Source organism: Amycolatopsis sp. NPDC005961 (assembly GCF_040629235.1).
Lineage (GTDB): Bacteria > Actinomycetota > Actinomycetes > Mycobacteriales > Pseudonocardiaceae > Amycolatopsis > Amycolatopsis camponoti.
The window spans coordinates 101,156-124,810 of record NZ_JBEXVF010000017.1 but is presented as its reverse complement, the minus strand read 5'-3'; the positions used below and the strand labels follow the sequence as shown (position 1 = coordinate 124,810).

Genomic DNA, 23,655 nt, shown 5'->3' with positions numbered 1-23,655 from the left:
GCGGGCGTCCACCGGGTCCGCGTCCGCTCCCGCGTCGTCAGGCCTTGCGCTGCATGCTCGAGCGCGCCGGGTTGCCCTGGTCCGCGGCCTTCGGGTCCTTCTCGTCCTGCTTGGCGCGGACACCCGACTCGATCCGGTCGCCGAGGTCCTTGTCGACGTTGCGCCAGTAGTCGAAGGCCCGCAGCAGCACCGGTTCGGAGACGCCGTTGAGCAGGTGCCCGACGATGTTGTCGACGAGGCGGCCGCGCTGGTCGTCGTCGAGCACCTCGCGGACCATCGTCCCGGCCTGGCCCCAGTCGTCGTCGTCCTCGCGCAGTGTGTAGGCCGTGCGGACCATGTCGCCGTCGGTGTGCCAGCCCGCCGGCTGCCCGTACCGGGCGACGTCGGCGTGGGGGCCGCCCTTGGAGTTCGGCGCGTACACCGGGTCGGACACCTTCGTGTACCGCATCGCCCCGTCCTTGCTGTAGCTGTGCACGGGGGCGACCGGGGCGTTGACGGGCAGTTGCTTGTAGTTCGCGCCGATCCGGTAGCGGTGGGCGTCCGGGTAGGAGAACAGCCGCCCGAGCAGCATCTTGTCCGGGCTGGCACCGATGCCCGGCACCAGGTTGCTCGGCTCGAACGCCGCCTGCTCGATCTCGGTGTGGTGGTCGGTCGGGTTGCGGTCGAGCGTCATCCGGCCGACGTCGATCAGCGGGTAGTCGCCGTGCGGCCACACCTTCGTCAGGTCGAAGGGGTTGAACCGGTAGGTCTTGGCGTCCTCGAACGGCATGACCTGCACCTTCAGCGTCCAGCTCGGGTGGTCGCCGCGCTCGATCGCCTCGTAGAGGTCACGCGTGTGGTAGTCGGTGTCGGCCGACGCCATCTGGTCGGCCTCGTCCTGGGTGAAGGTCTCGACGCCCTGGTCGGTCTTGAAGTGGTATTTCACCCAGAAGCGTTCACCGCCCGCGTTGACCCACATGTAGGTGTGCGAGCTGTAGCCGTTCATGTGCCGCCACGTGCGCGGGATGCCGCGGTCGCCCATCAGCCAGGTGACCTGGTGCGCGGACTCCGGCGACAGCGTCCAGAAGTCCCACTGCATGTCGTGGTCGCGCAGGTTGTTGTCCGCGCGGCGCTTCTGCGAGCGGATGAAGTGCTGGAACTTCAACGGATCCCGGATGAAGAAGACCGGGGTGTTGTTCCCGACCATGTCGTAGTTGCCTTCGCTGGTGTAGAACTTCACCGCGAAGCCGCGCGGGTCGCGCCAGGTGTCGGGGCTGCCGCGCTCGCCGGCCACGGTGGAGAACCGGATCAGCAGGTCGGTCTTCGTGCCGGGCTGGAACACGGCCGCCTTGGTGTACGCGCTGACGTCGCCGGTAACCTCGAAGTGCCCGAACGCGCCGCTGCCCTTGGCGTGCGGCTGCCGTTCGGGGACGCGTTCGCGGTTGAACTGCGCCATCTGCTCGATGAGGTAGTTGTCGTGCAGCAGGATCGGGCCGTCGGGCCCGACGGTGAGGGAGTGTTCGTCGCTCTCGACGGGGATTCCCGCGTCGGTGGTGGTCGGGTCGGTCACGGTGTTGCCTCTTTCCGGGAAGTGGTGGCACGGCAGCCGGGGCAGACGCCCCAGAAGACCACTTCCGCTTCGTCGACCAGGAAGCCGTGTGCGTCGTCCGGGGTCAGGCACGGGGCGGCGCCGACCACGCAGTCGACGTCCTCCGTCCGCCCGCAGCGACGGCACACGACGTGGTGGTGGTTGTCCCCGGCCCGCCGTTCGAAGCGGGCCGGGTGTCCCGGCAGTTCGATCCGGCGGATCAGGCCGGCCGCCGCGCACGCGCCCAGGACGTCGTAGACCGCCTGGGTGGACACGGATCCCAGCACCGAGCGGACCCCGGTGCCGATTTCGTCCACTGTGGAATGAGGATGCGCGGCCAGCCACGTGAGCACCGCCTGCCGGGGCGCGGTGACGCGCAGGCCGGCGGCCCGCAGCGTCGTGGTCACATCGCTCATGACACCCCACCGTGCGCGCTCTTCTGGATCGGGTCAAGTCCTCGGATGGACGGTTTGGACGGCCGGAAAACGGGTAGATGCGCGGCCGTCTGGCATGGTGGAAGGGTGAAACCGGCCTTCGTGCTGCACGAGCACTGGCGCCCGCGGCACCACTTCGACCTCCGGCTGGAGGAGGACGGCGTGCTGCGGTCGTGGGCGGTGCCGCGCGGCCTGCCGCCGGACGCGACCGGCAACCGGCTCGCGGTCGCGGTGCCCGACCACGCGATGGACCACCTCGCCTACGAAGACGACACGAAGAAGGTCGCCGACACCGGCTGGTGGGAGGAGCACGATCGCACGGAGAAGCGGATCCTGTTCACGCTGCACGGCCGGACGGAGTCGGTCCGGTACGCGCTCATCCGCACCGACCGCGACTGGCTGCTGCACCGGACCCGCGAGCAGCCGCCGGCTCAGGCCGCCCGGAGCTGACCGCCGGCGCGCATCGCCCGGTGGGCCCAGTGGCCGAGCACGGCGAGCAGCGCGATCTCCAGGACCATCATCAGGCGCTCCACCAGGCCGGTCGCGACCGTCGGGAGGTGGCCGCCGAGGACGACGTTCACCGCGAACGGCACGATGAACGGCAGGTAGAAGGGGATCGCCGCCAGTGCGAGCCGCCGCGACCAGGTCGCGAACCGGCGCCAGCGCGGGTCGTCGCGGTGCCGGCGGCCCAGCGACCAGCCGACGATCGGCAGGCTGAGGCACGTCACGGCCGAGGCGTACAGGTGGATCTTGCCGGTGGCCGTGATGGCGCCGCCCTGCGGATCCTTGGCGAAGACGGCGACCGCGAGCAGGCTGACGCACCACAGTGCCTTCGCCGCCACCAGCGCCGGGTTGGCCAGCAGGCCGCGGCGGTAGAGCGCGACCAGCAGCAGCGCCGAGCCGGTGCTGGTCAGCAGCAGCGCGGCGTCCCACATCCAGCGGCCCGGGCTCAGCGCGTAGTCGCTGAGCATCGAGCTGACCGGGTCGAGCGGCGCGAGCCGCCGGTCGACGTGCAGCACGACGAGCAGGGCCATCGCGGCGGCGAGCGTGACCAGCGCGCCCGGCACGAGCAGCCGGGCGGGGAGTGAAGGGCGGACGGGCGAGGACAACAGCATGTAAGGGGACACTCCCGGACGGCTCGGCTGGTTCAGGCGCAAGCCGGGGACGCTACCTGTGACCATTCCGTGATCATCGCGGGACGCGCCCGAGATGTGACCTGGGCCACCGGGAGGGGCCGTCAGTGGTCGCCGGCCTGGGGGATCTCCGCCGAGTCCGTGAGCCGCAGCTTGCGCCGCGCCCGCTGGTAGAACGTCGTCATCCCGAGCCGGACCACCCGCGCCGCGCTGGGGCGGGCGTGCAGGTCGAGGCGGTCGCCGGGGGAGACGTACCCCTCGACCTGGCCGTCGACCTCCACCGCGAGCCGGCCGCTGGTCGGCAGCAGCTCCAGCGTCACCTCGTCGTGCACCGAGAGCACGATGCCCCGGCTGTACGCGGAGTGCGGCGCCGCGGGCGTGACCAGCAGCGCCTCCACCGACGGGCTGGTGATCGGGCCGCCGGCCGAGAAGCTGTACGCCGTCGAGCCGGTCGGCGTGGCGACGACCACCGCGTCCGCCGAGTAGCTGACGAACTGCTGGCCGCCGACGTGCACCGCGACCACCGCGCTGCCGTCGCCGGGCACGCGCACCACCGCGATGTCGTTGAACGCCGTGATCCGGCGTCCCTGCAGCACGGCGTCCACGGCCAGCCGCGGCTCCACCGTGAACTGGTGGTCGTCGATGGCCGAAAGCGCGCCCGGCAGGTCGGGCACGTCGACCTCGGCCAGAAAGCCCAGCTTGCCGAGGTTCACGCCGAGCACCGGCGCGCGCTGCCCGTCGGCCAGCCGCATGGCCCGCAGCATCGTGCCGTCCCCGCCCAGGCTGACCACGAGGTCGGACCGCCGGCCGAGTTCCTCGGGCGTCACCCCGATCGCCGCGCAGTTCAGGCGGACGATCTCGTCGGCGATGCCGAGGATCTCGATGTTCCGGTTGCCGGCCCAGCCGAGCACGGCTTCGACGGCGGCCGCCGAGTCGCGGCGAGGGTGCAGCACGAGTCCCGCGGAGTGCATGTCAGCGGCTCCGGACGGGTGAAGTGAGCGTCATGCGCTCAGTCTGCCCGCTCCCGCCTTCCGTCGCGAGAAGCGGAGCGCGCCGTCGTCGATCCGGCCGTGCCGCAGCTTGACGACGTCGTGCGCGTAGCTCATGCCCAGCGTCCACGGCGCCCGCGACCCGGCCTTCGGGAACTCGTCGATCGACCGCAGCACGTACCCCGCGTCGAAGTCGAGCAGCGGCCGCTCGGTGACCGCCGGGTCGTCGTTGACCGGCACGCACTGGTCGTACCCGCCGCGTTCGAGGTGGCGCAGCAGCCGGACGAAGTACTCGCCGACCAGGTCGGCCTTCAGCGTCCAGGACGCGTTCGTGTAGCCGATCGTGAAGATGAAGTTCGGCACGCCGCTGAGCATCATCCCCTTGTACGCCATGGTCTCCGGCAGCTTGACCGGGTCGCCGTCGACGACCAGGTCGATGCCGCCGAAGGCCAGCAGCCGCAGCCCGGTGGCGGTGACGACGACGTCGGCGTCCAGCTCGTCGCCCGATTCGAGCCGGATGCCGGTCTCGGTGAAGGAGGCGATCCGGTCGGTGACGATCGAGGCGTCGCCGCGCTTGATCGAGCGGAACAGGTCGCCGTCCGGGACCAGGCACAACCGCTGGTCCCACGGCTGGTAGCGCGGCTTGAAGTGGGTGTCGACGGCGTACCCGGGCGGCAGCTGCTTCATCGCGGCCTTGCGGATCATCGCCTTCACGACGCCGGGGCGGCGCCGGCTGAGCTGGTAGATCAGGGTGCTCACCGCGACGTTCTTCCAGCGCGCGATCGGGTACGCCAGCTTCGGGCCGAGCAGCCCGCGCAGCCGGTTGGCCAGCGCGTCCTCCGACGGCAGCGACAGGATGTACGTGGGGGAGCGCTGCAGCATCGTCACGTGCTCGGCGCGGTCGGTCATGGCCGGCACCAGCGTCACGGCCGTCGCGCCGCTGCCGATCACGACGACCTTCTTGCCGGCGTAGTCCAGGTCCTCGGGCCAGTGCTGCGGGTGCACGACCGTGCCGCCGAAGTCCTCGAGGCCCGGGAACTCCGGCGTGTGGCCGCCCGCGTAGTCGTAGTAGCCGCTGCACAGGTAGAGGAACTTCGCGGTGAACCGCACCGGCTCGCCGTCGTGCGTCGCCTCGACCGTCCACTGCGCGTCCGCGGTGGACCATTCGGCGCGGAGCACCTTGTGCCCGAACCGGATGTGCCGGTCGATCCCGGCGTCGGCCGCGGTGTCGCGGACGTACTGCAGGATCGACGGGCCGTCCGCGATGGCCTTCTCGCTGGTCCACGGCCGGAACCGGTAGCCGAGGGTCTGCATGTCCGAATCGGACCGGACGCCCGGGTAGCGGAACAGGTCCCACGTGCCGCCGATGGCGTCGCGGGCTTCGAGGATCGCGTACGTCTTGCGCGGGAAAGCCGTCCGCAGGTGGTGGGCCGCGCCGACGCCGGACAGGCCGGCCCCGACGATCAGGACTTCGACGTGCTCGGTCATCGCACGGCCTCCGTCCGCCGCGGGCGCCTCATCAGGCGCGTGAGCACGGCGTTGTAGTGGGTGGGGGTGACGCGGGCGAGCGCGTCGAACAGGTAGGCGTCGGGGCCGACGAGGATCCGGGCCTTGCCGCGGTCGACGCCGGCGTGGATGATCGCCGCGGCCTTGTCCGGCGACGTCATCGTCATCGCTTCGAACTGCGCGGCCATCTCTTCGCGGCTCCGGCCCAGCCCGGTGGGGTCGCGGCGGACCCGGGCGTTGCGCGCGATGTTCGTCGTGATGCCGCCCGGGTGCACGGTGATCGCGCGGACGGCGCTCCCGGCCAGCTCCTGCCGCAGCGACTCGGTGAAGCCGCGGACGGCGAACTTCGCCGCGCAGTAAGCGCTTTGGTAGGGCATCCCGAGCAGGCCGAACACGCTGGAGGTGTGGACGATCGCGCCTTCGCCCTGCTCGACGAGGATCGGCAGGAACGCCCGCGTCCCGTGCACCACCCCGCGGAAGTTGATGTCGTGCAGCCAGTCGTCGTCCTCGGGCACCGCGTCGAGCACGGACGAGGTGACCGCGACACCGGCGTTGTTGAAGACTGCGGCCAGCGGCGCCGGGAGCCACTCGCGGACCTCGCCGGCGAACCGGAGCTGGTCTTCGGCGTCGCGGACGTCGAGCACGCGCGTGAGCACCTTGCCGTGCAATGCCGACGCGGTGGCTTTCAGGCCGTCTTCGTCGACGTCGGCTATCGCGACCGGCGAGCCGAGCCGGGACAGCCGGGTGGCCAGCGCCCGGCCGATGCCGGACGCCGCGCCGGTGATCACCACCGGGCGGCCGGTGATGCTACGGGGCCGTGACATCGCTGCTCCTCACGTGCTTGTCGATGAGGTCGAGCAGGGTGGGCCACGCGCCCTCGGGCAGATCGTGCCCCATGCCGGGAACGGTTTCCAGACGGGCGCCGGGAATCGCGCGGGCCGTGGCGGCGCCGCCGGTCGGGTGGACCATCCGGTCGCGGTCGCCGTGGATCACCAGCGTGGGCGCGGTGATCTTGCGCAGCCACGCCGTCCGGTTGCCGGACTTGAGGATCGCGCCCAGCTGACGGCCCACGCCGCCCGCCGTCGGGTCGCGGTCCCAGCCCGCCCCGGCCTTCTCGCGCACCCAGGCCTCGTCGAACGGGAAGCCGTGCGAGCTGATGTGCCGGAACATCGTCACGGCGCTTTCGATGGCCTCTTCGCGGGACTTCGGCGGCTTCGCGCCCATCAGCCGCAACGTCGAGAACGCGGGGCGGCCGATCAGGCGGGACCCGGTCGTCGACATGATCGACGTCAGGGTCCGGACGCGCACCGGGTGCAGCGCCGCCACCGTCTGCGAAATCATGCCGCCCATGGACACACCGGCGATGTGCGCGGTCTCGACGTCGAGCGCGTCGAGCAGGCCCACGGTGTCGGCGGCCATGTCCTTCAGGTCGTACTGCTCCGGCGGGAAGCGGCCGGCGAACATCGCGGGCAGGCTCGACGGCCGGAAGCGCGGGTGCGTGGAGCGTCCGGCGTCGCGGTTGTCGAACCGGACGACCTCGAAGCCCCGCTCGGCGAGCCGCGCGCAGAACGCGTCCGGCCAGCTGTGCAGCTGCTGGCCGAGCCCGGCGACGAGCACCAGCGGCTCGGCGCCGCGGTCCCCGATCCGTTCGTAGGCCAGGGAAATGCCCCGGCCGGCGTCGGCGATCTCTTCGGTCACGCAGCTCCTCCGGTGTTCCGGCGGCGCACGATCGCGCGCCCGCCCTTGGCCGGGGCGTAGGCCACGCCCCGGGAGTGCCAGCGCTCGCCGCGCTCGGCGGTCGGCACGAGGTCGAAGTCCCGCAGCAGGGTCCGCAGCACGACGGTCATCTCCATGGTGGCGAACGCGGCGCCGAGGCAGCGGCGGGTGCCACCGCCGAAGGGGATCCACTGGTAGAGGTCCGGGCGCGCGCCGGCGAAGCGGTGCGGGTCGAAGGTGGCCGCGTGCGGGAACACCGCGTCGTCGTCGTGGATCAAGGCGATGCTGACGAGCACCGCGTACCCCTTCGGCAGCGTCCAGCGGCCGAGCCGGTAGCCGTCCTGCTTGACCTGCCGGGCGGTCAGGTCGATGACCGGGCGGGTGCGCTGGACCTCGAGGATCGTGGCGTCGAGGAGCTTCCCGTCGTCGTTCTTCAGCTCTTCGAGCAGCGCGGGGTGGCGGCGGAGGCGCTCGACGGCCCAGGCCAGCGTGGTCGCCGTGGTTTCGTGGCCGGCGGTGAGCAGGGTGAGGAGCTGGTCGGCGATCTCGTCGCGGCTCAGGCTGGACCCGTCGTCGTAGCGGGTCTGGAGCATCATCGAGAGGACGTCGTCTTTTTCTTCGACGCGGGCCTTGGCGATGAGCCGGTCGACGATGGCGTCGTACTCGCGGCGCATCCGTTCGAAGCGGCGCCACGGGTTGAAGCGGCCCTTCTTGGAGATCGGCGCGACGGCCAGCCGGGACCCGAGGGTGACGAACGGCGGGAGCAGCTCGCGCAGCGCCGCGAACTCGGCCCCCTCGGCGCCGAACACCGCGCGGAGGATGGCGTTGAGCGTGATCCGCATCATCGACGGCAGGGTGGCGACCGCCTGTCCGTCCGGCCAGCTTTCCAGCTCGCGAAGGGTTTCTTCCTCGACGATCTTCTCGTACGCGGCGAGCCGGCGGCCGTGGAAGGGCGGGACGAGGAGCTTGCGCTGCCGTTTGTGCTCGTCGCCGGCCAGCGCGAACATCGAGTGCGGGCCGAGGACCCGGCCGAGGTTGACCTCGAGGTTGTCGACGAGGTCCGGCCCGGAGGTGAAGAGCTGCTTGATCTCGGCCGGGTCGCTGATCACGACGGCGTTGCCGAAGATCGGGACGTTCACCGTGAAGGCGTCCCCGTAACGCTCTTTGAGCCGCCGCATGCCGCGCAGCGGTTGCGTGAGCGCGTAGGCGCCTTGGACGGCCCGGGGCGCGGTCGGCCCCGGCGGCAGCGTCACCGCGGTTGTCGTGGTCGTCATCGACCCTCCCGGAAAGGTGGTACGCGGACGTACCGTCGGTACGGTACGCCGGTGTACCATCGCCTTTCAAGAGGAGGGCTGTATCTTGACTTCCGTGGACGTCGACACGCGCCGGTTCCGGCAGCGCCTGCTCGACGGGCTCGCCGCATCGATCACCGAGAACGGCTTCCGCGACACGACGGTCGCCGAAGTGGTCCGCCGCGCCAAGACGTCCCGCCGGACGTTCTACGAACACTTCTCCAGCCGCGAAGAATGCCTGATCGCGTTGCTGGCCGAGGCGAACCGCTCGATGATCCAGCAGATCTCCGACGCGGTGGACCCGGGCGCGCCCTGGGCACTCCAGGTGCGGCAGGCGATCGAGGCGTGGATCGCGTGCGCGGAGTCCGAGCCGGCGATCACGCTGAGCTGGATCCGCGACGTCCCGGCCCTGGGAGCCCCGGCCCGCGACCTCCAGCGCGACGCGATGGAGGGGTTCATCGCGATGACCCAGCGGCTGACGGACACACCGTCGTTGCGCGCGGCGGGGATCAGCCCGCCGTCCCGCCAGCTGGCGATCATGCTCCTGGGCGGCCTGCGGGAGCTGATCGCGACAACCGTCGAGGACGGCGGGCGAGCGGGGGATGTCACGGAGGTCGCGGTGCGGGCGTCGCTCGCACTGCTCGGCCCCGCTTGACCCCCGCCTGCCGTCACGCGTCCAGGTCCTGGGCGATCAGCTCCGCCAAGGCGTCCACGGACTCCCGGGCCGAGTCACCCTCGGCGGTCAGCTCGACCTCGTCTCCATGGCCCGCCCCCAGCGTCATCAACCCCAGGACGCTGGCCGCGTCGACCGGGTCTCCGGCCACCCCGCCGGTGATCTTCGCAATGCGAACCTTCGCGGCCTGACCGGCGGCCGCGCGAGCGACCAGGCCGGCCGGGCGGGCGTGCAACCCGACCGTGCTGGCGACGAGCGTGCGGCGTTGGTACACAGTGGACTCCTTCACGCGTTGACGGTCTGGCCGGACACGGCGGCGGAACGTTCGGATGCGCGGAACCGGACCTGCTTCAGCGCGATCACCGACCCGGCGGCCACCAAAGTCCCGGCCACCAGCGCCACCAGGAACAGCAGCGGGCTGCCGATCAGCGGGAGCACGAAGATCCCGCCGTGCGGGGCGCGCAGCGTCGCGCCGAACGCCATCGACAGCGATCCGGTGACCGCTGACCCCAGCATGATCGACGGGATCACGCGGAACGGGTCCGCCGCGGCGAACGGGATCGCGCCTTCGGTGATGAACGACGCGCCGAGCAGCCAGGCCGCGCGGCCGTTCTCGCGTTCGGCTTCCGTGAACAGCTTCTTCCGCACCGTGGACGCGAGCGCCAGCGCCAGCGGCGGCACCATGCCCGCCGCCATCACCGCGGCCATGATCTGCAGCGACGCCGTCGCCCCGGTGGTCAGCCCGCCGACCGCGAACGCGTACGCCGCCTTGTTGACCGGCCCGCCCATGTCGAACGCCATCATCAGGCCGAGCACGGCGCCCAGGAGCAGCGCGCTCGCTCCGCTGAGGCCGTTGAGCCAGCTCGTCAGGCCCGAGGTCGCCGCCGCGACCGGCTTGCCGACCACGACGTACATCAGCACACCGACCACAATGGACCCGAGCAGCGGGTAGACGACCACCGGCATGATGCCGCGCACCGCCTTCGGCACCTGGATCTTCTTCAACGCCATCACGACGCCACCGGCCAGGAGACCCGCGACGAGGCCGCCGAGGAACCCGGCGCCCACGGTCACGGCGATCGCGCCACCCACGAAGCCGGGGGCGATCGCCGGGCGGTCGGCCATCGCGAACGCGATGAACCCGGCCAGTACCGGCACCAGGAAGTCGAAGGCGGCACTGCCGATCTGGAACATCAGCGCGGCCCAGCCGGCGACCGACCCCGCGTCGAAGTGCTCGGTGACCTTCGGCGCGTCGACGATCTTGTAGCCGCCCAGGGCGAAGCTCAGCGCGATCAGCAGCCCGCCCGCGGCGACGAACGGGATCAGGTAGCTGACCCCGGTCATCAGCCATTGGCGGACCTTGGTACCGGGCTTGTCGTTGGCGCCGACCTTCGACGTCAGCTCCGGGGCGGCAGCGGGGGCGACGGGCTCCTGGGCCGCGGCCTTCGCGCGTTCGAACAACCCGGCGGCGTCGTTGATCGCGGCCTTGACCGGCGCCTCGACGATCGGCTTGCCGGCGAAGCGTTCCCGGCCCTGCACGGCGAGGTCCGCGGCGAAGATGACGGCGTCCGCGCTCGCGATGTCTTCGGCGGACAGCGGGTCGGACCCGGCCGAACCCTGCGTCTCGACGACGATCGTGTCGCCGTTGGCCTTCGCGGTCTGCTCCAGCGACTCGGCGGCCATGTACGTGTGCGCGATCCCGGTGGGACAGGCGGTGATGGCGACGAACTTCATGGTCAGGACACCTCCTGGCGGATGTAGTCGGCGACGGCCCCGGCGTCGGTGGCGTCGAGGAGGTACTGCTTGAACTCCGCCCGGACGAGCCGGCGGGCGAGGGCGGCCAGGACCTTGAGGTGGTCGCTGCCGCCGCCTTCGGGCGCGGCGATGAGGAAGATCAGCGTCGCCGGGCCGTCCGGCGCGCCGAAGTCGACGCCCGCGCGGCTGCGGCCGAACGCCAGCGTCGGCGCGGTCACCGCGGCCGAGCGGCAGTGCGGGATGCCGATGCCGCCTTCGAGCCCGGTGGCCATCTGCTCTTCGCGCGCGGCGACGTCCTTGAGGAAGAGGTCGAGGTCGGTCACCCGCCCGGCGGAGACGAGCCGCTCGGCGAGCGAGCGGACGACGGATCGCTTGTCGGCGGCGTCGAGTTCGAGGTCGACCAGGTCGGCGGTGATCAGGTCTGGGGTGGTCATGCGGCGGCTCCGCTGAGGGTGAGGGTGGGGTCGGCGTCGAGCACGCGCACCTGATCGGGGTGCACGTCGTGGGGGGTGGGCATGCGGCTGCCCTCCTGCGTGACCGCGGCGGTGCCGTAGGCGACCGCGGTCCGCAGGGCTGTGGGGCCGGTTCCTCCCGCGTGGAGGAACCCGGCGAGCGCGGCGTCTCCGGCGCCGACGGTGCTGCGCACGGCGACCAGCGGGCCGAGCGCGTGGCAGGTTTCCGTGTCCTCGACGAGCACCGCGCCGCGGGCGCCGAGGCTGACCAGCACGCGGCCGACGCCGCCCGAGATCAGCTTGCGGCAGAAGGCGACGACATCGCCGAGCAGCGGCAGCGGGTGCCCGGCGAGCTCGATCAGCTCGTCGAGGTTCGGCTTGAGCAGGTCCGGCCCGCCTTCGCAGGCGGCCGCGAACGGTGCGCCGGAGGAGTCGACGGCGACCTTCGCGCCGGCGTCGTGGGCGAGTTTCGTCAGGCGCGCGTAGAAGTCGGCGGGCACGCCGGCCGGGAGACTTCCGCAGCACACCAGCCATTCCGCGCGCGCCGCCAGTTCGACGGCGCGGCGTTCGAGGGTGGCGAGCTCGGCGGGGGAGATCTCCGGGCCCGGTTCGTTGATCTTCGTCGTCGTGCCGTCGGCTTCGACGAGCGTGATGTTGCTGCGGGTCGTCCCGGCGATCGGCACGGCGACGACCGGGACACCTTCGGGGGCGAGCAGGTCGGCCAGCCGTTCGCCGACCAGGCCGCCCGCGGGCAGGAGCGCGACGGTCGGCGTCCCGGCGGCGGCCAGCGCGCGGGCGACGTTGACGCCCTTGCCGCCGGGGTCGAGCCGGACGGCTTCGGCCCGGTTGACCTCGCCGCGGCGCAGGTCGGCCAGCCGCGCGGTGCGGTCGAGGCTCGGGTTCGGGGTCACGGTGACGATCACGCCAGCACCACCTCCGGGCCCGCCTCTTCGAGTTCGGCCACGGCGCCCGCGTCGAGGCCGCTGTCGGTGACCAGGACGTCGATCTCGGCCAGCCGCGCGAACCGGCTGAGCTGGTCGGTGCCGTACTTGCTGTGGTCGGCCAGCAGCACCCGCTTGCGCGCGGCGGCGACCACCGCGGCCTTCACCGCGGACTCGGCCATGTCCGGTGTGGTGCAGCCGTGTTCGGCGGAAAAGCCGTTGGCGCCGAGGAACGCGACGTCCACGAGCAGGCCGTCGAGGGCGTGCAGCGTCCAGGCTTCGACGGCGGCGAGCGTCGTCCCGCGGACGCGGCCGCCGAGGATGTGGAGCGTGATGCCCGGGCGGGTGGCCAGGATCGACGCGACCGGGATCGAGTTGGTGATCACCGTCAGCTCGCGATCGGCGGGCAGGAGCGTCGCGAGCCTGCTGGTCGTGGTGCCCGCGTCGAGCAGGATCGAGCCGCGCTCGGGGACCAAGTCCAGCGCGGCCCGGGCGATCGCGTCCTTCTCGGCGGCGTTCGTCTGGTCCCGTTGCGCGACTTCGGGTTCGAAGTCGAGCCGGTCGACCGCGACCGCGCCGCCGTAGACGCGGCGGACGACGCCCTGGCGTTCGAGGACGCCGAGGTCCCGGCGGATGGTCTCGGGGGCGACACCGAGTTCGGTGGCGACGTCGTTGACGTCGAGCCGGCCGTCGCGCCGTGCGCGCTGTGCCAGGAGCTGATGCCGTTCGGCGGCGTACATGCCCGTTCCTCTCCGATGTTTGCCCGTTGCCGTTTGATTGTGCCCATTGTTACCGTAGTGTCAATCCCTGGTTACTAGATCTTTTCTCCCGGAGGTCTCGCCATGCAGTTGTCCGGAGTCGGAGTCAGCCCCGGCCGGGTCGCCGGCCCGCGCGTCGTCGTGGTCGCTGACCTGCGGGAACCCGCTTCTTTGCCCGTGCCGGACGATCTTCGGGCGGAAGCGGGCAAGATCGGGCCCGCAGCTGAGTCGGTCGCGGCGTCGCTGTCCGATCGTGCCCGTTCCGTGTCCGGCGATGCCCGATCGGTCCTGGAGACGACGGCGGCGATGGCGTCGGATCCCGCTTTGCTCGCGTCCGCGGAAAAGCGCGTTCTCGACGGTTCGCTGCCCGCACCGCGCGCGGTGTGGGAGGCGGCGGGGGAGTTCATGACGGCGCTGCGGGCGGCCGGCGGATACCTGGCCGAACGCGCCGCGGACGTCGCCGACGTGCGCGACCGGATCGTCGCTGTCCTGCTGGGACTGGCTCCGCCCGGCGTCCCGGAGCTGACGTCGCCGAGCGTCCTCGTGGCGCGAGACCTCGCCCCGGCCGACACCGCCGGGCTCGACCCGGACCTCGTGCTCGCGCTCGTGACGGAGGAGGGCGGCCCGACGAGCCACACCGCGATCCTCGCGCGGGCACTGGGAATTCCCGCCGTCGTCGCGTGCGCCGGCGTGCTCGGCCTCGCCGGGCCCGGGCTGGTCGTGGACGGTTCGGCGGGCACGGTTTCGCCGTCCGACGGCCGGGTGGTGGCCCCGGCGCGGACGTCCCGCCCCGAATGGGACGGGGTCGGCCGGCTCGCCGACGGCCACCGCGTGAAGCTGCTCGCCAACGTCGGCTCGGCGTCGGACGCCCGCGCCGCCGCCGCGGCCGGCGCTGAAGGCATCGGGCTCTTCCGCACGGAGTTCTGTTACCTGTCGGCGACTTCCGAGCCGACGGAGTCCTCGCAGCGGGCGGCCTACGCGGCGGTGCTGGAGCCGTTCGGCGGGAAGCCCGTCGTCGTCCGGACCCTGGACGCCGGTTCGGACAAGCCCCTCGCGTTCCTGGACATGGGTGCGGAACCGAACCCCGCGCTGGGGGTCCGCGGCTTGCGGGTCGCGTTCGACCGGCCGGATCTGCTGGACCGCCAGCTGACCGCGATCGCGGCGGCCGCGGCCGACACCGGCGTCGAGCTGTCCGTGATGGCCCCGATGGTGGCGACGGCGGCGGAAGCGGCTTGGTTCGCTGAGCGGGCGCGCGCGGCGGGAATCGGCCGCGTGGGCGTGATGATCGAGATCCCGGCGGCGGCGTTGTGCGCCGCGGAGATCCTCGCCGAGGTCGACTTCGTCTCCTTGGGCACGAACGACCTGGCGCAGTACGTGTTCGCGGCGGACCGCCAGCTCGGCGCGGTGGCCGCGTTGAATGACCCGCACCAGCCGGCGTTGCTGCGGCTGGTCGGCATGGTGGCGGAAGCCGGTGTGGCGGCGGGGAAGCCGGTCGGGGTGTGCGGCGAGGCGGCGGCGGACCCGGCGCTGGCGCCCGTGCTGGCCGGGCTGGGTGTCACGTCGCTGTCGATGAACGCCGTGGCCTTGGCGGGAGTGGGCGCGGCGCTGCGCGCGGTCGACCTCGCCGCGTGCCGCGCGTTAGCTTGAGGGCATGGAAAGCGACAACAGCCGGAGCGTGTTCGACGTCCTCGCCGAGGCCGCGGCCCTGCCCTCGACCGCCACGACGATGCTGGTGGACAAGTACTTCGTCGACAAGCCCACGGCCAGCGCGCGGATCTTCCGGATCTACCGCGAAGTACCGCTCCACTACCACGAGGAGTGCGACGAACACCTCTACCTGCTCAGCGGCGGCGGCACGTTCCACCTCGACGGCGAGGAGTTCGAGGCGCGGCCGGGGATGTTCCTCTGCTTCGAACGGCGGAAGGTCCACGGTTTCCCCCGGATCACCGCCGAACCCCTCGTCGTGCTGGCGATCGACGTCCCGCGGCGGCGTCCGGACGACATCGTCTTCGTCGACCCCGCCGAAGGTGACGCCCGGACGTTCATGGCCCGCAATGCCTGAATCTCAAATTGCGACAGCCGGGCGCCCGCCGCGGTCCTAGCGTCGGGGACGGCCGTGCCCGGCCACGGGAGCCGGGCGGCCGACGGAGGCGACGATGAAGGCGCTGGTCTACCACGGTCCGGGTGCGAAGGCTTGGGAAGACGTCCCGGACGCCACCGTCCAGGAGCCGACCGACGTGGTCGTGCGCGTCGACACGACCACGATCTGCGGCACCGACCTGCACATCCTGCAGGGCGACGTCGCCGCGGTCACCGACGGCCGGGTCCTCGGCCACGAAGCGGTCGGCACGGTGACCGCGGTCGGCGACGCGGTCCGCGCGTTCGCGGTCGGCGACCGGGTGCTGATCCCGGCCATCACGCAGTGCGGGCGCTGCGAGTACTGCGGGCGCGGGATGCCCTCGCACTGCCAGACGGTCGGCGGCATCGGCTGGATCTTCGGGCACCTCATCGACGGAACGCAGGCCGAGCTGGTGCGCGTGCCCTTCGCGGACACGTCGCTGTACGCGGTCCCCGACAGCGTCACCAACGAGCAGGCGATCTTCCTGGCCGACTCCTTGCCCACGGGGTACGAGGTCGGCGTCCTGGCCGGTCGCGTCCGCCCGGGCGACACGGTGGCGGTGGTCGGCGCCGGCGCGGTCGGGCTGGCGGCGATCCTGACGACGGGCCTGTGGGGCGCGTCGAAGGTGATCGCGGTGGACTCCGACAAGTTCCGCCTGGAGAAGGCCCTGGAGTTCGGGGCAACGGACGCGTTCGAGGCGGGCCCCGGTGTTCTCGAGGACGTCCGGTCCCTGACCGACGGGCTCGGCGTGGACGTGGCGATCGAGGCGGTCGGCTACCCGGAGACGCTGCTGACGGCGGCATCCCTGGTCCGCCCGGGCGGCCGCATCGCGAACATCGGCGTGCACGGCGTCCCGGTCGAGCTGCCGATGCAGGACATGTGGATCCAGAACCTGACGCTGACGATGGGCCTGGTCGACACGGCCTCGATCCCGACACTGCTGAAGATGGTGGCATCGGGCCGCATCCCGGCCGAGCGGATGGGCACCCACCGGTTCACCTTCGACCGGATGGACGAGGCCTACGAGGTGTTCGGCAACGCCGCCGCCAACTCGGCGCTGAAGGTGGTCATCACTCCCTAAACCACGGTCGGATCGCCGAGGGCGAGCTCCGGTGGCCGCCCTCGGCCCGGCCGGGTGACGAAGTAGGCGCTGGAGCCGACCGGTGACGACGGTACGCCCGGGCGCGACATCTCGAGCCGGAGCTTCAGGCCGCCGGTGACATCGAGGTCGATCTCGGCCGGCTTCCCGACCGCGACGTCGTGCTCGGAGCGGGGCTTGCCGTCGAGGAGTACGCGGACGTGGCCGACCTGGAAGCGGTCGGCCGCGTCGTCGAGCACCCCGGCCACGGTCGAGAACCGCTGGTACTGGCCGCCGAGGTCCAGCTCGACGAACCCCGGCCCGGTGGTCGCCGACGTGGTGGGCCGGAGCACGATGCTGTTCTCGTACCGCACCTCGTCGATCGACGCCGCACCGCGCCGCACGCCCTGGCTGGCGCACATCCACGGCAGGTCGCTCGCGAGGATCGGCTGCGGCTCCGAGGATCCGCCGAGCCACCGGCCGCGCGGGGGCACCGGGTACCGGCCCCGTCCGGTGATCGCGGCGAGCAGGTCGGCGACGCCCTCGTCGGTGAAGTCCTCGATCTCGTACCGCGTCGTCGAGTACGGGTTGAGGAAGGCGGGGATGTCGTCGATCGACCCGCCGGGCAGGACGACGGGCAGAATCCGCCGGGTGCCGTCCTCGATGTCCTTGGTCACCTTGTTGCGGAGCATGGCGGTCTCGTACTGGGCGCCGCGCCCCTCGTCCGGCGGCGCGTCGCCGTCGGCGCGCGCCCGGTAGAGGGGAGACGCCACGGCCACGATGAAGTCCGCGGCCGTGATGTTCCGGGTGGCCCACAGCGACCAGTCGATGCGGTGGTTGTCGTCCCACTGGTCGAGCACGACTTCGAGCCCGATCCGGCCGCGCAGGAACGTCGCGAACCTCCGGACCTGGTCCTTGTGCTCCTGGGTGTCGTGCGAATAACTGAAGAACACCCTCGGTGCGGCACGCTCGGACATCGGGTTCCCCTCGGGATCGGTCGGTGATTCACCGATCCGGGAGATCGGTATTCAGGAAACACTTCGCGGCCTGGTTCTCCGCTCAGGTCTGTCATCTATCCGGGTCGGGAACAGTTGTCAAGATGCATTTACGGGTGGCACTTGAGGGGTGGCCAGTTATTGTCCTGGATCTGTCAGGTTTACCGCCTTCTTTGCCGGTGCGATGGCGATCTAGGATCGGATCCGCCTGGTGGGGAGCGGTGAAGGAGCGATGGCACGGGTGTACGAGTACGACGTGTTCATCAGCTACCGGCGCACCGCGGGGGATCTGTCGGCATGGGTCAAGAACCATTTTCACCGGCGGTTGTCCGAAGCGCTCGACAACACTCTCTACCGGGACGTGAAAATTTTCTTCGACGACCACGTCCGGACCGGGGGAAACTGGCCCGCCACGGCGCGGGCGGCTTTGCAGCGCGCCCGGGTACTGGTGCCGGTTTGCTCCCCGAAGTACTTCAAGGACGAATGGTGCCTGGCCGAGTGGCATTCGATGGCGGCACGCGAGACCCTGGCCGGCCGGACGTCCGGCGACCGCCCGACGCTGATCTACCCGGTGATCTTCTGCGACTCGTGGAACTTCCCCGCCTGGGCCCACGAGCGGCGCATGAAGGACCTGCAGGAGTGGAACTTCCCCTACGAGCACTTCCAGGCCGCCCAGGCCTACCTCGAGTTCCACCAGGAGATCGGCCAGGTCGCGAAGGAGCTGGAAGAGCTCATCGAGCGTGCACCGGAGTGGCGGGACGACTGGCCGGTGCGCACCCCGGTCCCGGACCCGCCGTCCCCGGTGCGGATACCGAGGTTCTGACGGGATGCCCGGTTCGGTCTTCACCTTCTACTCGTTCAAGGGCGGCGTCGGGCGCAGCTTCACCCTGGCGAACATCGCGGTGCTGCTGGCGCGCTGGGGGAACCGCGTGCTGTGCCTCGACTGGGACCTGGAGGCCCCCGGGCTCGGCGACTACTTCCGGCCGCGCCTGGCGGCCGCGCCCACCAGCGGCGTCGTGGACCTCGTCGACGACTTCCGCGAGGGCCGCTTCGAACCCTCGGCGCACGCCGTCCGGCTGACCGGCCTCGGCGAGCTCGACTTCGTCGCCGCGGGCCGCGACGACCCGGACTACGTCGGGCAGCTGCAGAAGATCGACTGGGAAGAGCTGTACGTCGACGGCTTCGGGGACTACCTCGAGCGGTGCCGCGAGCACTGGACGGCCCACTACGACTTCGTGCTCATCGACAGCCGGACCGGGATCTCCGACATCGGCGGGATCTGCACCGCCCACCTGCCGGACCACCTGGTCGCGGTCTACACGGCGAACTTCCAGAGCGTCCGCGGCGCGGTCGACGTCGCCCGGCGGGCGGACGTCGCGCGCAACCGGCTCCCGTTCGACCGGCCGAGGCTCAGTGTGGTGCCGGTGCTGTCGCGGTTCGACAACCGCGAGGAGTACGACCGCTCGGAGACCTGGCGGAAGATGTGCGTCGACGAGACGGCGCACCTCTACCGCAACTGGCTCGACCAGGCGGTCACGGTCGACGCGATGTCCCGGCACCTGACCATGCCGTACGTCTCGTACTGGACGTTCGGAGAGCAGCTGCCGGTTCTCGCCGAAGAGACGCCCAGCGCCGACCAGATCGGGTTCGCGCTGGAGACGGTCGCGGCGGTGGTCGCGCACCGGCTGGATCGCACGGATCTGCTGGCGCGCAACCGCGACGCGTACGTCGGCGCGGTGCGGGACAGCCGCCGGGAGTTCGGCCGGGATCTGCGGGTCAGCATTCCCCGGGGCGCGCAGACGGTGGCGAACGAACTGGTCGTCGAGCTGGAACGGCGCGGCGTGAAAGTGGTGAGGTCGCTCTCGGGCGATCGTTCGCTGCTCGAGCGACCCGAGGACGAGGCGAAGCACCTGTGCCTGATCGTCGACGGCAAGGTGAGCCGCTGGCAGTCGGCCGAAGTCGAGCTGTTCTTCCACCAGACCCTCGGCCAGGACCGGCGCGTCATCCCGGTGCTGACGCCGGGCACGCACCCGAACACGTTCCCCGCCCACGTCGGGACGCTGCGGTACCTCCGGCTGAGCTCGTCCCACGGTCCGGCGGAGGTGGCCCGCGACCTGGTCGACCAGCTGAGGGGCTTCGCACCGCTGGTCGAACCGGAGGAAGAGCCCAAGCTCCCGGTCCTGCTGCGGCAGGCGCTCACGGCCCGGCTGCGCCCCGCGCGGTGGGACCTCGTCGACGAGCTGGTCGACGCCTTGAGCGTGACCGTCGGGGCCGGCGACGACGTGCGGACGAACGAGCTCGCTGTCGACCTGGCGGTGGCGATCAAGCCCCGTCCCCCGAACGGCACCGGGCAGCAGGCGGTCCCGGAGCAGACCCGGAGGACCGTCGACTGGCTCCTGCGCGTCCTCGAAACCCGCGCGCAAACCCCGACGCAGCACCCGAACCACCGGAAGGATCTCGGATGACCGACCGCTTGGGACACAAGCAGACCGCCGCGATGTTCACGCTGATGGTGCTGGGCCGGGAGGTGCCCAACCAGGAACTGCAGGAAGTCGTGGGGTTCACGCTCACCGGCAAGGACCGCACGACCCTGAACGGGCTCGGGTACGTCGACAGCGAACCGTCCGGGCCGCGGAAGAGCTTCGTGCACGTGCTGACCGACAGCGGCTGGGGCTGGTGCGAGAAGGAGCTGGCGGCCGACGGTCCGCCGCCTCCCCGGGGGCAGAGCACCCTGGCGTCGGCGTTGTACGTCCTGCTCCGCGGCTTGAACGACTTCCTCCAGCGCGAGAACAAGCGGCTGTTCCACGTCTTCGGCCCGGCCGCGGAGCCGTCCGGTGCCGAACCGATCGTCGAACAGATCCCGCACGGCACTCTCGAGGAGCGTATCCGCGCCGCTTACCGCGAACTGGTGCGGGAACCGCGTGGCTGGGTCGGGCTGGTGGACCTGCGCCCGAAGCTCGGCGCGCCCGCCGAGGAAGTCGACGCTGTGCTCAAGGAGCTGAGCCGCGCCGGCAAGGTGCACCTCGTCCCGGAGGACAACCGCAAGGCGCTCACCGCGGCCGACCACGAGGCGGCGATCCGCATCGGCGGTGAGGACAACCACCTGCTCTCGATCGAGGCGTTGTGATGGACGAGCTCGCGGCACTGGCGGCATTGAGCTTCGACTGGGCTGATACCCCCAACCATGTCTGGAAGGACTCGCCCTACCACGTCGACGGGCTGCACGCCGACGCGCTCGCCGCGCTCGACACCGGCATCCGGGACGCCGTGACCAGCGACGGACCCAGCCCGATCGGGCTCGTCCTGCGCGGGACGAAGGGTGTCGGCAAGACCCACCTGCTGGGGCTCGTCCGGCGCCGGGTGCACCGCGCGCGGGGCTACTTCTTCCTCGACGACGTCACGGCGGCCGAAGCCTTCTGGGAGAACACGGCCGAGGCGCTGCGCCGCGGGTTGGCCCGCCCGGACGATTCCGGCGACTCGCAGCTCAAGCGGTTCTTGTTGCGCGTGTGCTTGCGCGCCCACGTCGATGCCGAGGTCGAGGCGCGGATCCGGCGCGGGCAGGGCCTGACCACGGGCGATGTCGAGGCGTTCATCGAGGGAGTGGAGTCCCTCGACGAGGCGGTCGCGGACGAATGCGGCGACACCGCGCGCGCCCTTGTCCTCATCGCCAGCAAAGATCGCGGCGCGAGGTACATCGGCGAAGACTTCCTCGACGGCGACGAGCAGCTCACGCCCGAAGCCCGGCAGTGGAACATCTACTCGCGGCCGAAGCCCGCTCGCGTTCTCGTGCGGGAGATCACCCGGCTACTCGCCCTGACCGGACCGGTCGTGATCGCGGTCGACCAGCTCGACACCCTCGTGGCGAGGTCCGCCCAGCGCACCCAGGAAATCGGGGACAGCACGGAAGAAAGCCTGCTCGTGGCGCAGATCGCCGACGGGTTGATGGGGCTGCGCGAGGTCACTCACAAGACGTTGACCGTGCTGGCCTGCCTCCCACCCACGTGGGAGCAGATCAAGAGCAAGGCGGCCGGGACCGTGCCCGACCGCTTCCGGGAGTCGGTCACGCTCGGCCGGATCCTCGACGCCGAGGTCGGCCGGGCGCTGGTGGCGAAACGGCTGGGCGTGGCTTACGAGGCCATGGGATTCACTCCACCGCACCCGACCTGGCCCGTCGCGCCGGTGGCGTTCGCGGCTCCGTGGGAGCAGTGGACTCCGCGGCAGCTGCTCAAGCGCATCGGCGCGCACATCGAACTCTGCCTGCGTGCCGGTCACGCCCAGGAGCTCACCTCCTTCGACGAGAAGGTCGTCGTGCCGGTGGCCCCGGTGCGGACGACGGCGGAGACCGACCGGTTCGCCGACCTCGACACCGAATTCGAGAAGCTGCAGGCGGAAGCGGAGCCCGAGAAGCTGCTCGCCGAGAAGGCCGTGGACAAGGCGATGCCCGATCTTCTCTCCGCAGCCTTGCGCTGCTGGGTCACCGAAGTCGGCGACGACGACATGGAGTGGTCCTGCGAGCGTCAGAACGGGCGCAGCGAAGTGCACGCCTGGCTGACCCGTACCCTCGACGAGGCCGCGGACCTGCAGGAACACTGGGCGTTCCGGGTGATCGCGGCCCGGGATCCGCGGGCCGCGCTGAGCCGGTTCCGCAAGGCCCGTTCCGCGGCGGGGCAGCTGCAGGGGGCCGCCAACCGCCACCTCGTGATCCTCCGGGACGCCTGGGGGCGCGGGGCCAAGACCCGCGAAGAGGTCGCGAAGTTCAAGGCCGCCGGCGGCAAGACGATCCGGCTCACCGAAACGGATGCGCGGACCTTCTGGGCGTTGCAGAAGATGCTCGGGACCGGCGGTCGCGAGCTGCACGAGTGGCTGATCGACCGGCGACCGGCGAGCCGGTCGGACCTGTTGTCCGCCGTCCTGCCGGAGAAGCCGTCGGGGCAGCCCACCGAAGGGACCCATCCGCCGCCGGCGACCCTGGTGACGCCGCCGGTGGCCGTGCCCGCACCGCCGGCCGAAGGGGAGATCACGCTCGGTGCCGTCGTCGGTTCGGGGGAGCCCGTGCGGGTCGCGCTTTCCGCGCTGCGCAAGCACGCCGCCGTCTTCGCCGGGTCCGGTTCGGGGAAGACCGTGCTGCTCCGGCGGATCGTGGAGGAGTGCGCTCTGCTGGGGGTCTCCGCGATCGTCCTGGACCCGAACAACGACCTCGCACGGCTCGGGGACGCCTGGCCCACCCCGCCCGACGGCTGGGGGCCCGACGACGCCCAGCTCGCGAAGCGGTACCTGGCCGAAACCGACGTCGTCGTCTGGACGCCCGGCCGGGCGACCGGGCGGCCACTGGCCTTCCAGCCGCTGCCGGACTTCGCCGGCGTCCTCGACGACTCCGACGAGTTCGCCGCGGCCGTGGAGGTGGCCGTGGCGACACTGGCGCCGCAGGCCCGGCTCACCGGGACCACGGCGAAGACGAACATCGGCCTCGCGGTGCTGCGCCAGGCGGTCGTCCGGCACGCGCGGACCGGCTCGCGCAGCCTGCCCGGGCTGATCGACCTGCTGACCGATCTGCCCGAGGATGTCAGCAACCTCAACGACGCCCCGCGCATCGCGGCCGGCCTGGCCGAGGTGCTGAAGGCGGCGATGGTCAACGACCCGCTGTTCGCGGGCGGCGGCGAGCCGGTCGATCCGGGCGTCCTGCTCACTCCCGCCGCCGGGAAGCGCGCGCGGGTTTCGGTGATCAGCTTCGTCGGCCTGCAGGCCGACGAGCAGCGGCAGAACTTCGTCAACCAGCTGCAGATGGAGCTGTTCGCCTGGATCAAGCGCAACCCTGCGGGCGACCGGCCGCTGGGTGCGCTGTTCGTGATGGACGAAGCCCAGACGATGGCGTCGTCGGGGAGCTTGACGGCGAGTACGCGCAGCACGATCGTGCTCGCCTCGCAGGCCCGCAAGTACGGATTGGGCCTGCTGTTCGCCACCCAGGCGCCGAAGGGATTGCACAACCAGGTGGTCGGCAACGCGATGACGCAGTTCTTCGGCCGCCTGAACAGCCCGGCCCAGATCGCGGCGGCCAACGAGCTGGCGCGCGCCAAGGGAAGCCCGGTCGCGGACATCTCGCGGTTGGAGCGGGCGCAGTTCTACGTGGCGGGGGAGGCGTTCGGGTTCCGCCAGGTGGCGACGCCGCTGTGCCTGTCCCACCACCCGGCCAGCCCGTTGCGGCTGGAGGAGGTGATCACCCGGGCCCGCGGTGAGGAGACGTAGGCGA

The 23,655-nt window shown here is 71.4% G+C and carries 23 protein-coding genes; 9 read left to right on the top strand and 14 right to left on the bottom strand.

The window, feature by feature from the left end:
- Positions 1–37 precede the first annotated feature (37 nt).
- Together ABZ342_RS18240 and ABZ342_RS18235 are read right to left on the bottom strand one after the other, a co-directional pair.
- Positions 38–1,549 (bottom strand): catalase, encoded by a 1,512-nt coding sequence (locus ABZ342_RS18240; RefSeq protein WP_360474173.1) that lies wholly within the window; start codon positions 1,547–1,549, stop codon positions 38–40.
- Positions 1,546–1,983, bottom strand: coding sequence for a Fur family transcriptional regulator (locus ABZ342_RS18235; RefSeq protein WP_155543804.1), 438 nt, complete (start codon positions 1,981–1,983; stop codon positions 1,546–1,548). The genes ABZ342_RS18240 and ABZ342_RS18235 overlap by 4 nt, the downstream gene beginning before the upstream one ends.
- A 105-nt stretch (positions 1,984–2,088) precedes the next feature.
- Here ABZ342_RS18235 and ABZ342_RS18230 point away from each other — a divergent pair, with 105 nt between their 5' ends.
- Positions 2,089–2,451, top strand: a complete 363-nt coding sequence (locus ABZ342_RS18230; protein WP_230862563.1) for a DNA polymerase ligase N-terminal domain-containing protein — start codon at positions 2,089–2,091, stop codon at positions 2,449–2,451.
- Here ABZ342_RS18230 and ABZ342_RS18225 read toward each other — a convergent pair.
- The 6 genes from ABZ342_RS18225 to ABZ342_RS18200 form a co-directional block, all read right to left on the bottom strand.
- Complete coding sequence (locus ABZ342_RS18225; RefSeq protein ID WP_360474170.1) at positions 2,433–3,158, bottom strand: DUF998 domain-containing protein; 726 nt, start codon at positions 3,156–3,158, stop codon at positions 2,433–2,435. The two genes, ABZ342_RS18230 and ABZ342_RS18225, sit on opposite strands and share 19 nt — an antisense overlap.
- Before the next feature lie 80 nt (positions 3,159–3,238).
- Positions 3,239–4,105, bottom strand: a complete 867-nt coding sequence (locus ABZ342_RS18220) for an NAD(+)/NADH kinase (protein ID WP_155543806.1) — start codon at positions 4,103–4,105, stop codon at positions 3,239–3,241.
- Positions 4,106–4,135: 30 nt separating this feature from the next.
- Positions 4,136–5,611: an NAD(P)/FAD-dependent oxidoreductase gene (locus ABZ342_RS18215; RefSeq protein ID WP_360474168.1), complete on the bottom strand. Its 1,476-nt coding sequence runs from the start codon at positions 5,609–5,611 to the stop codon at positions 4,136–4,138.
- On the bottom strand, positions 5,608–6,453 hold the full coding sequence (locus ABZ342_RS18210; RefSeq protein WP_360474166.1) for an SDR family oxidoreductase: 846 nt from the start codon (positions 6,451–6,453) through the stop codon (positions 5,608–5,610). The genes ABZ342_RS18215 and ABZ342_RS18210 overlap by 4 nt, the downstream gene beginning before the upstream one ends.
- Positions 6,437–7,327, bottom strand: a complete 891-nt coding sequence (locus ABZ342_RS18205; protein WP_360474164.1) for an alpha/beta hydrolase — start codon at positions 7,325–7,327, stop codon at positions 6,437–6,439. The genes ABZ342_RS18210 and ABZ342_RS18205 overlap by 17 nt, the downstream gene beginning before the upstream one ends.
- The gene (locus tag ABZ342_RS18200; protein ID WP_360474162.1) at positions 7,324–8,619 is read right to left on the bottom strand and encodes a cytochrome P450; all 1,296 of its coding nucleotides are present in this window, start codon (positions 8,617–8,619) and stop codon (positions 7,324–7,326) included. The genes ABZ342_RS18205 and ABZ342_RS18200 overlap by 4 nt, the downstream gene beginning before the upstream one ends.
- Before the next feature lie 85 nt (positions 8,620–8,704).
- Here ABZ342_RS18200 and ABZ342_RS18195 point away from each other — a divergent pair, with 85 nt between their 5' ends.
- Positions 8,705–9,292 (top strand): TetR/AcrR family transcriptional regulator, encoded by a 588-nt coding sequence (locus ABZ342_RS18195; RefSeq protein ID WP_155543811.1) that lies wholly within the window; start codon positions 8,705–8,707, stop codon positions 9,290–9,292.
- A gap of 13 nt (positions 9,293–9,305) precedes the next feature.
- Here ABZ342_RS18195 and ABZ342_RS18190 read toward each other — a convergent pair whose 3' ends face one another.
- Genes ABZ342_RS18190 through ABZ342_RS18170 form a run of 5 tightly spaced genes read right to left on the bottom strand, consistent with a single transcriptional unit; the run spans position 9,306 to position 13,198 of the window.
- Positions 9,306–9,584 (bottom strand): HPr family phosphocarrier protein, encoded by a 279-nt coding sequence (locus ABZ342_RS18190; RefSeq protein ID WP_360474241.1) that lies wholly within the window; start codon positions 9,582–9,584, stop codon positions 9,306–9,308.
- 11 nt (positions 9,585–9,595) lie between these two features.
- Positions 9,596–11,044, bottom strand: coding sequence for a fructose-specific PTS transporter subunit EIIC (locus ABZ342_RS18185; RefSeq protein WP_360474160.1), 1,449 nt, complete (start codon positions 11,042–11,044; stop codon positions 9,596–9,598).
- A gap of 2 nt (positions 11,045–11,046) precedes the next feature.
- Positions 11,047–11,499, bottom strand: a complete 453-nt coding sequence (locus ABZ342_RS18180; RefSeq protein ID WP_360474158.1) for a fructose PTS transporter subunit IIA — start codon at positions 11,497–11,499, stop codon at positions 11,047–11,049.
- On the bottom strand, positions 11,496–12,440 hold the full coding sequence (gene pfkB, locus ABZ342_RS18175; protein WP_360474156.1) for a 1-phosphofructokinase: 945 nt from the start codon (positions 12,438–12,440) through the stop codon (positions 11,496–11,498). The genes ABZ342_RS18180 and pfkB overlap by 4 nt, the downstream gene beginning before the upstream one ends.
- Complete coding sequence (locus ABZ342_RS18170) at positions 12,437–13,198, bottom strand: DeoR/GlpR family DNA-binding transcription regulator (protein WP_360474154.1); 762 nt, start codon at positions 13,196–13,198, stop codon at positions 12,437–12,439. Before ABZ342_RS18170 ends, pfkB begins: the two co-directional genes overlap by 4 nt.
- A 102-nt stretch (positions 13,199–13,300) precedes the next feature.
- On the opposite strand from ABZ342_RS18170, the gene ptsP reads away from it, so the two are divergent.
- From ptsP to ABZ342_RS18155, 3 genes are all read left to right on the top strand, one after another.
- Positions 13,301–14,863, top strand: a complete 1,563-nt coding sequence (ptsP, locus tag ABZ342_RS18165; protein ID WP_360474152.1) for a phosphoenolpyruvate--protein phosphotransferase — start codon at positions 13,301–13,303, stop codon at positions 14,861–14,863.
- Between the two features lie 4 nt (positions 14,864–14,867).
- A complete protein-coding gene (locus ABZ342_RS18160) occupies positions 14,868–15,278 on the top strand; it encodes a cupin domain-containing protein (protein WP_360474150.1) in 411 nt (136 codons plus the stop codon).
- 94 nt (positions 15,279–15,372) lie between these two features.
- The gene (locus ABZ342_RS18155; protein ID WP_360474148.1) at positions 15,373–16,416 is read left to right on the top strand and encodes an alcohol dehydrogenase catalytic domain-containing protein; all 1,044 of its coding nucleotides are present in this window, start codon (positions 15,373–15,375) and stop codon (positions 16,414–16,416) included.
- Here the strand turns inward: ABZ342_RS18155 and ABZ342_RS18150 are convergent.
- Complete coding sequence (locus ABZ342_RS18150; RefSeq protein ID WP_360474146.1) at positions 16,413–17,390, bottom strand: SEFIR domain-containing protein; 978 nt, start codon at positions 17,388–17,390, stop codon at positions 16,413–16,415. The genes ABZ342_RS18155 and ABZ342_RS18150 overlap by 4 nt on opposite strands.
- A 250-nt stretch (positions 17,391–17,640) precedes the next feature.
- On the opposite strand from ABZ342_RS18150, the gene ABZ342_RS18145 reads away from it, so the two are divergent.
- From ABZ342_RS18145 to ABZ342_RS18130, 4 genes are read left to right on the top strand one after another with little or no spacing between them, the layout of a single operon-like run.
- Complete coding sequence (locus ABZ342_RS18145; protein WP_360474144.1) at positions 17,641–18,231, top strand: TIR domain-containing protein; 591 nt, start codon at positions 17,641–17,643, stop codon at positions 18,229–18,231.
- 4 nt (positions 18,232–18,235) lie between these two features.
- On the top strand, positions 18,236–19,873 hold the full coding sequence (locus ABZ342_RS18140) for a hypothetical protein (RefSeq protein WP_360474142.1): 1,638 nt from the start codon (positions 18,236–18,238) through the stop codon (positions 19,871–19,873).
- A complete protein-coding gene (locus ABZ342_RS18135) occupies positions 19,870–20,535 on the top strand; it encodes a hypothetical protein (protein WP_360474140.1) in 666 nt (221 codons plus the stop codon). The genes ABZ342_RS18140 and ABZ342_RS18135 overlap by 4 nt, the downstream gene beginning before the upstream one ends.
- The gene (locus tag ABZ342_RS18130) at positions 20,535–23,651 is read left to right on the top strand and encodes a DUF87 domain-containing protein (protein ID WP_360474138.1); all 3,117 of its coding nucleotides are present in this window, start codon (positions 20,535–20,537) and stop codon (positions 23,649–23,651) included. Before ABZ342_RS18135 ends, ABZ342_RS18130 begins: the two co-directional genes overlap by 1 nt.
- Positions 23,652–23,655 lie beyond the last annotated feature (4 nt).

Coding starts and splice junctions, on each gene's coding strand:
- ABZ342_RS18235 (WP_155543804.1), bottom strand. CDS start 1,983: ATGAGCGATGTGACCACGACGCTGCGGGCCGCCGGCCTGCGCGTCACC.
- ABZ342_RS18220 (WP_155543806.1), bottom strand. CDS start 4,105: ATGCACTCCGCGGGACTCGTGCTGCACCCTCGCCGCGACTCGGCGGCC.
- ABZ342_RS18215 (WP_360474168.1), bottom strand. CDS start 5,611: ATGACCGAGCACGTCGAAGTCCTGATCGTCGGGGCCGGCCTGTCCGGC.
- ABZ342_RS18210 (WP_360474166.1), bottom strand. CDS start 6,453: ATGTCACGGCCCCGTAGCATCACCGGCCGCCCGGTGGTGATCACCGGC.
- ABZ342_RS18200 (WP_360474162.1), bottom strand. CDS start 8,619: ATGACGACCACGACAACCGCGGTGACGCTGCCGCCGGGGCCGACCGCG.
- ABZ342_RS18185 (WP_360474160.1), bottom strand. CDS start 11,044: ATGAAGTTCGTCGCCATCACCGCCTGTCCCACCGGGATCGCGCACACG.
- ABZ342_RS18180 (WP_360474158.1), bottom strand. CDS start 11,499: ATGACCACCCCAGACCTGATCACCGCCGACCTGGTCGACCTCGAACTC.
- ABZ342_RS18170 (WP_360474154.1), bottom strand. CDS start 13,198: ATGTACGCCGCCGAACGGCATCAGCTCCTGGCACAGCGCGCACGGCGC.
- ptsP (WP_360474152.1), top strand. CDS start 13,301: ATGCAGTTGTCCGGAGTCGGAGTCAGCCCCGGCCGGGTCGCCGGCCCG.
- ABZ342_RS18160 (WP_360474150.1), top strand. CDS start 14,868: ATGGAAAGCGACAACAGCCGGAGCGTGTTCGACGTCCTCGCCGAGGCC.
- ABZ342_RS18155 (WP_360474148.1), top strand. CDS start 15,373: ATGAAGGCGCTGGTCTACCACGGTCCGGGTGCGAAGGCTTGGGAAGAC.
- ABZ342_RS18150 (WP_360474146.1), bottom strand. CDS start 17,390: ATGTCCGAGCGTGCCGCACCGAGGGTGTTCTTCAGTTATTCGCACGAC.
- ABZ342_RS18145 (WP_360474144.1), top strand. CDS start 17,641: ATGGCACGGGTGTACGAGTACGACGTGTTCATCAGCTACCGGCGCACC.
- ABZ342_RS18140 (WP_360474142.1), top strand. CDS start 18,236: ATGCCCGGTTCGGTCTTCACCTTCTACTCGTTCAAGGGCGGCGTCGGG.
- ABZ342_RS18135 (WP_360474140.1), top strand. CDS start 19,870: ATGACCGACCGCTTGGGACACAAGCAGACCGCCGCGATGTTCACGCTG.
- ABZ342_RS18130 (WP_360474138.1), top strand. CDS start 20,535: ATGGACGAGCTCGCGGCACTGGCGGCATTGAGCTTCGACTGGGCTGAT.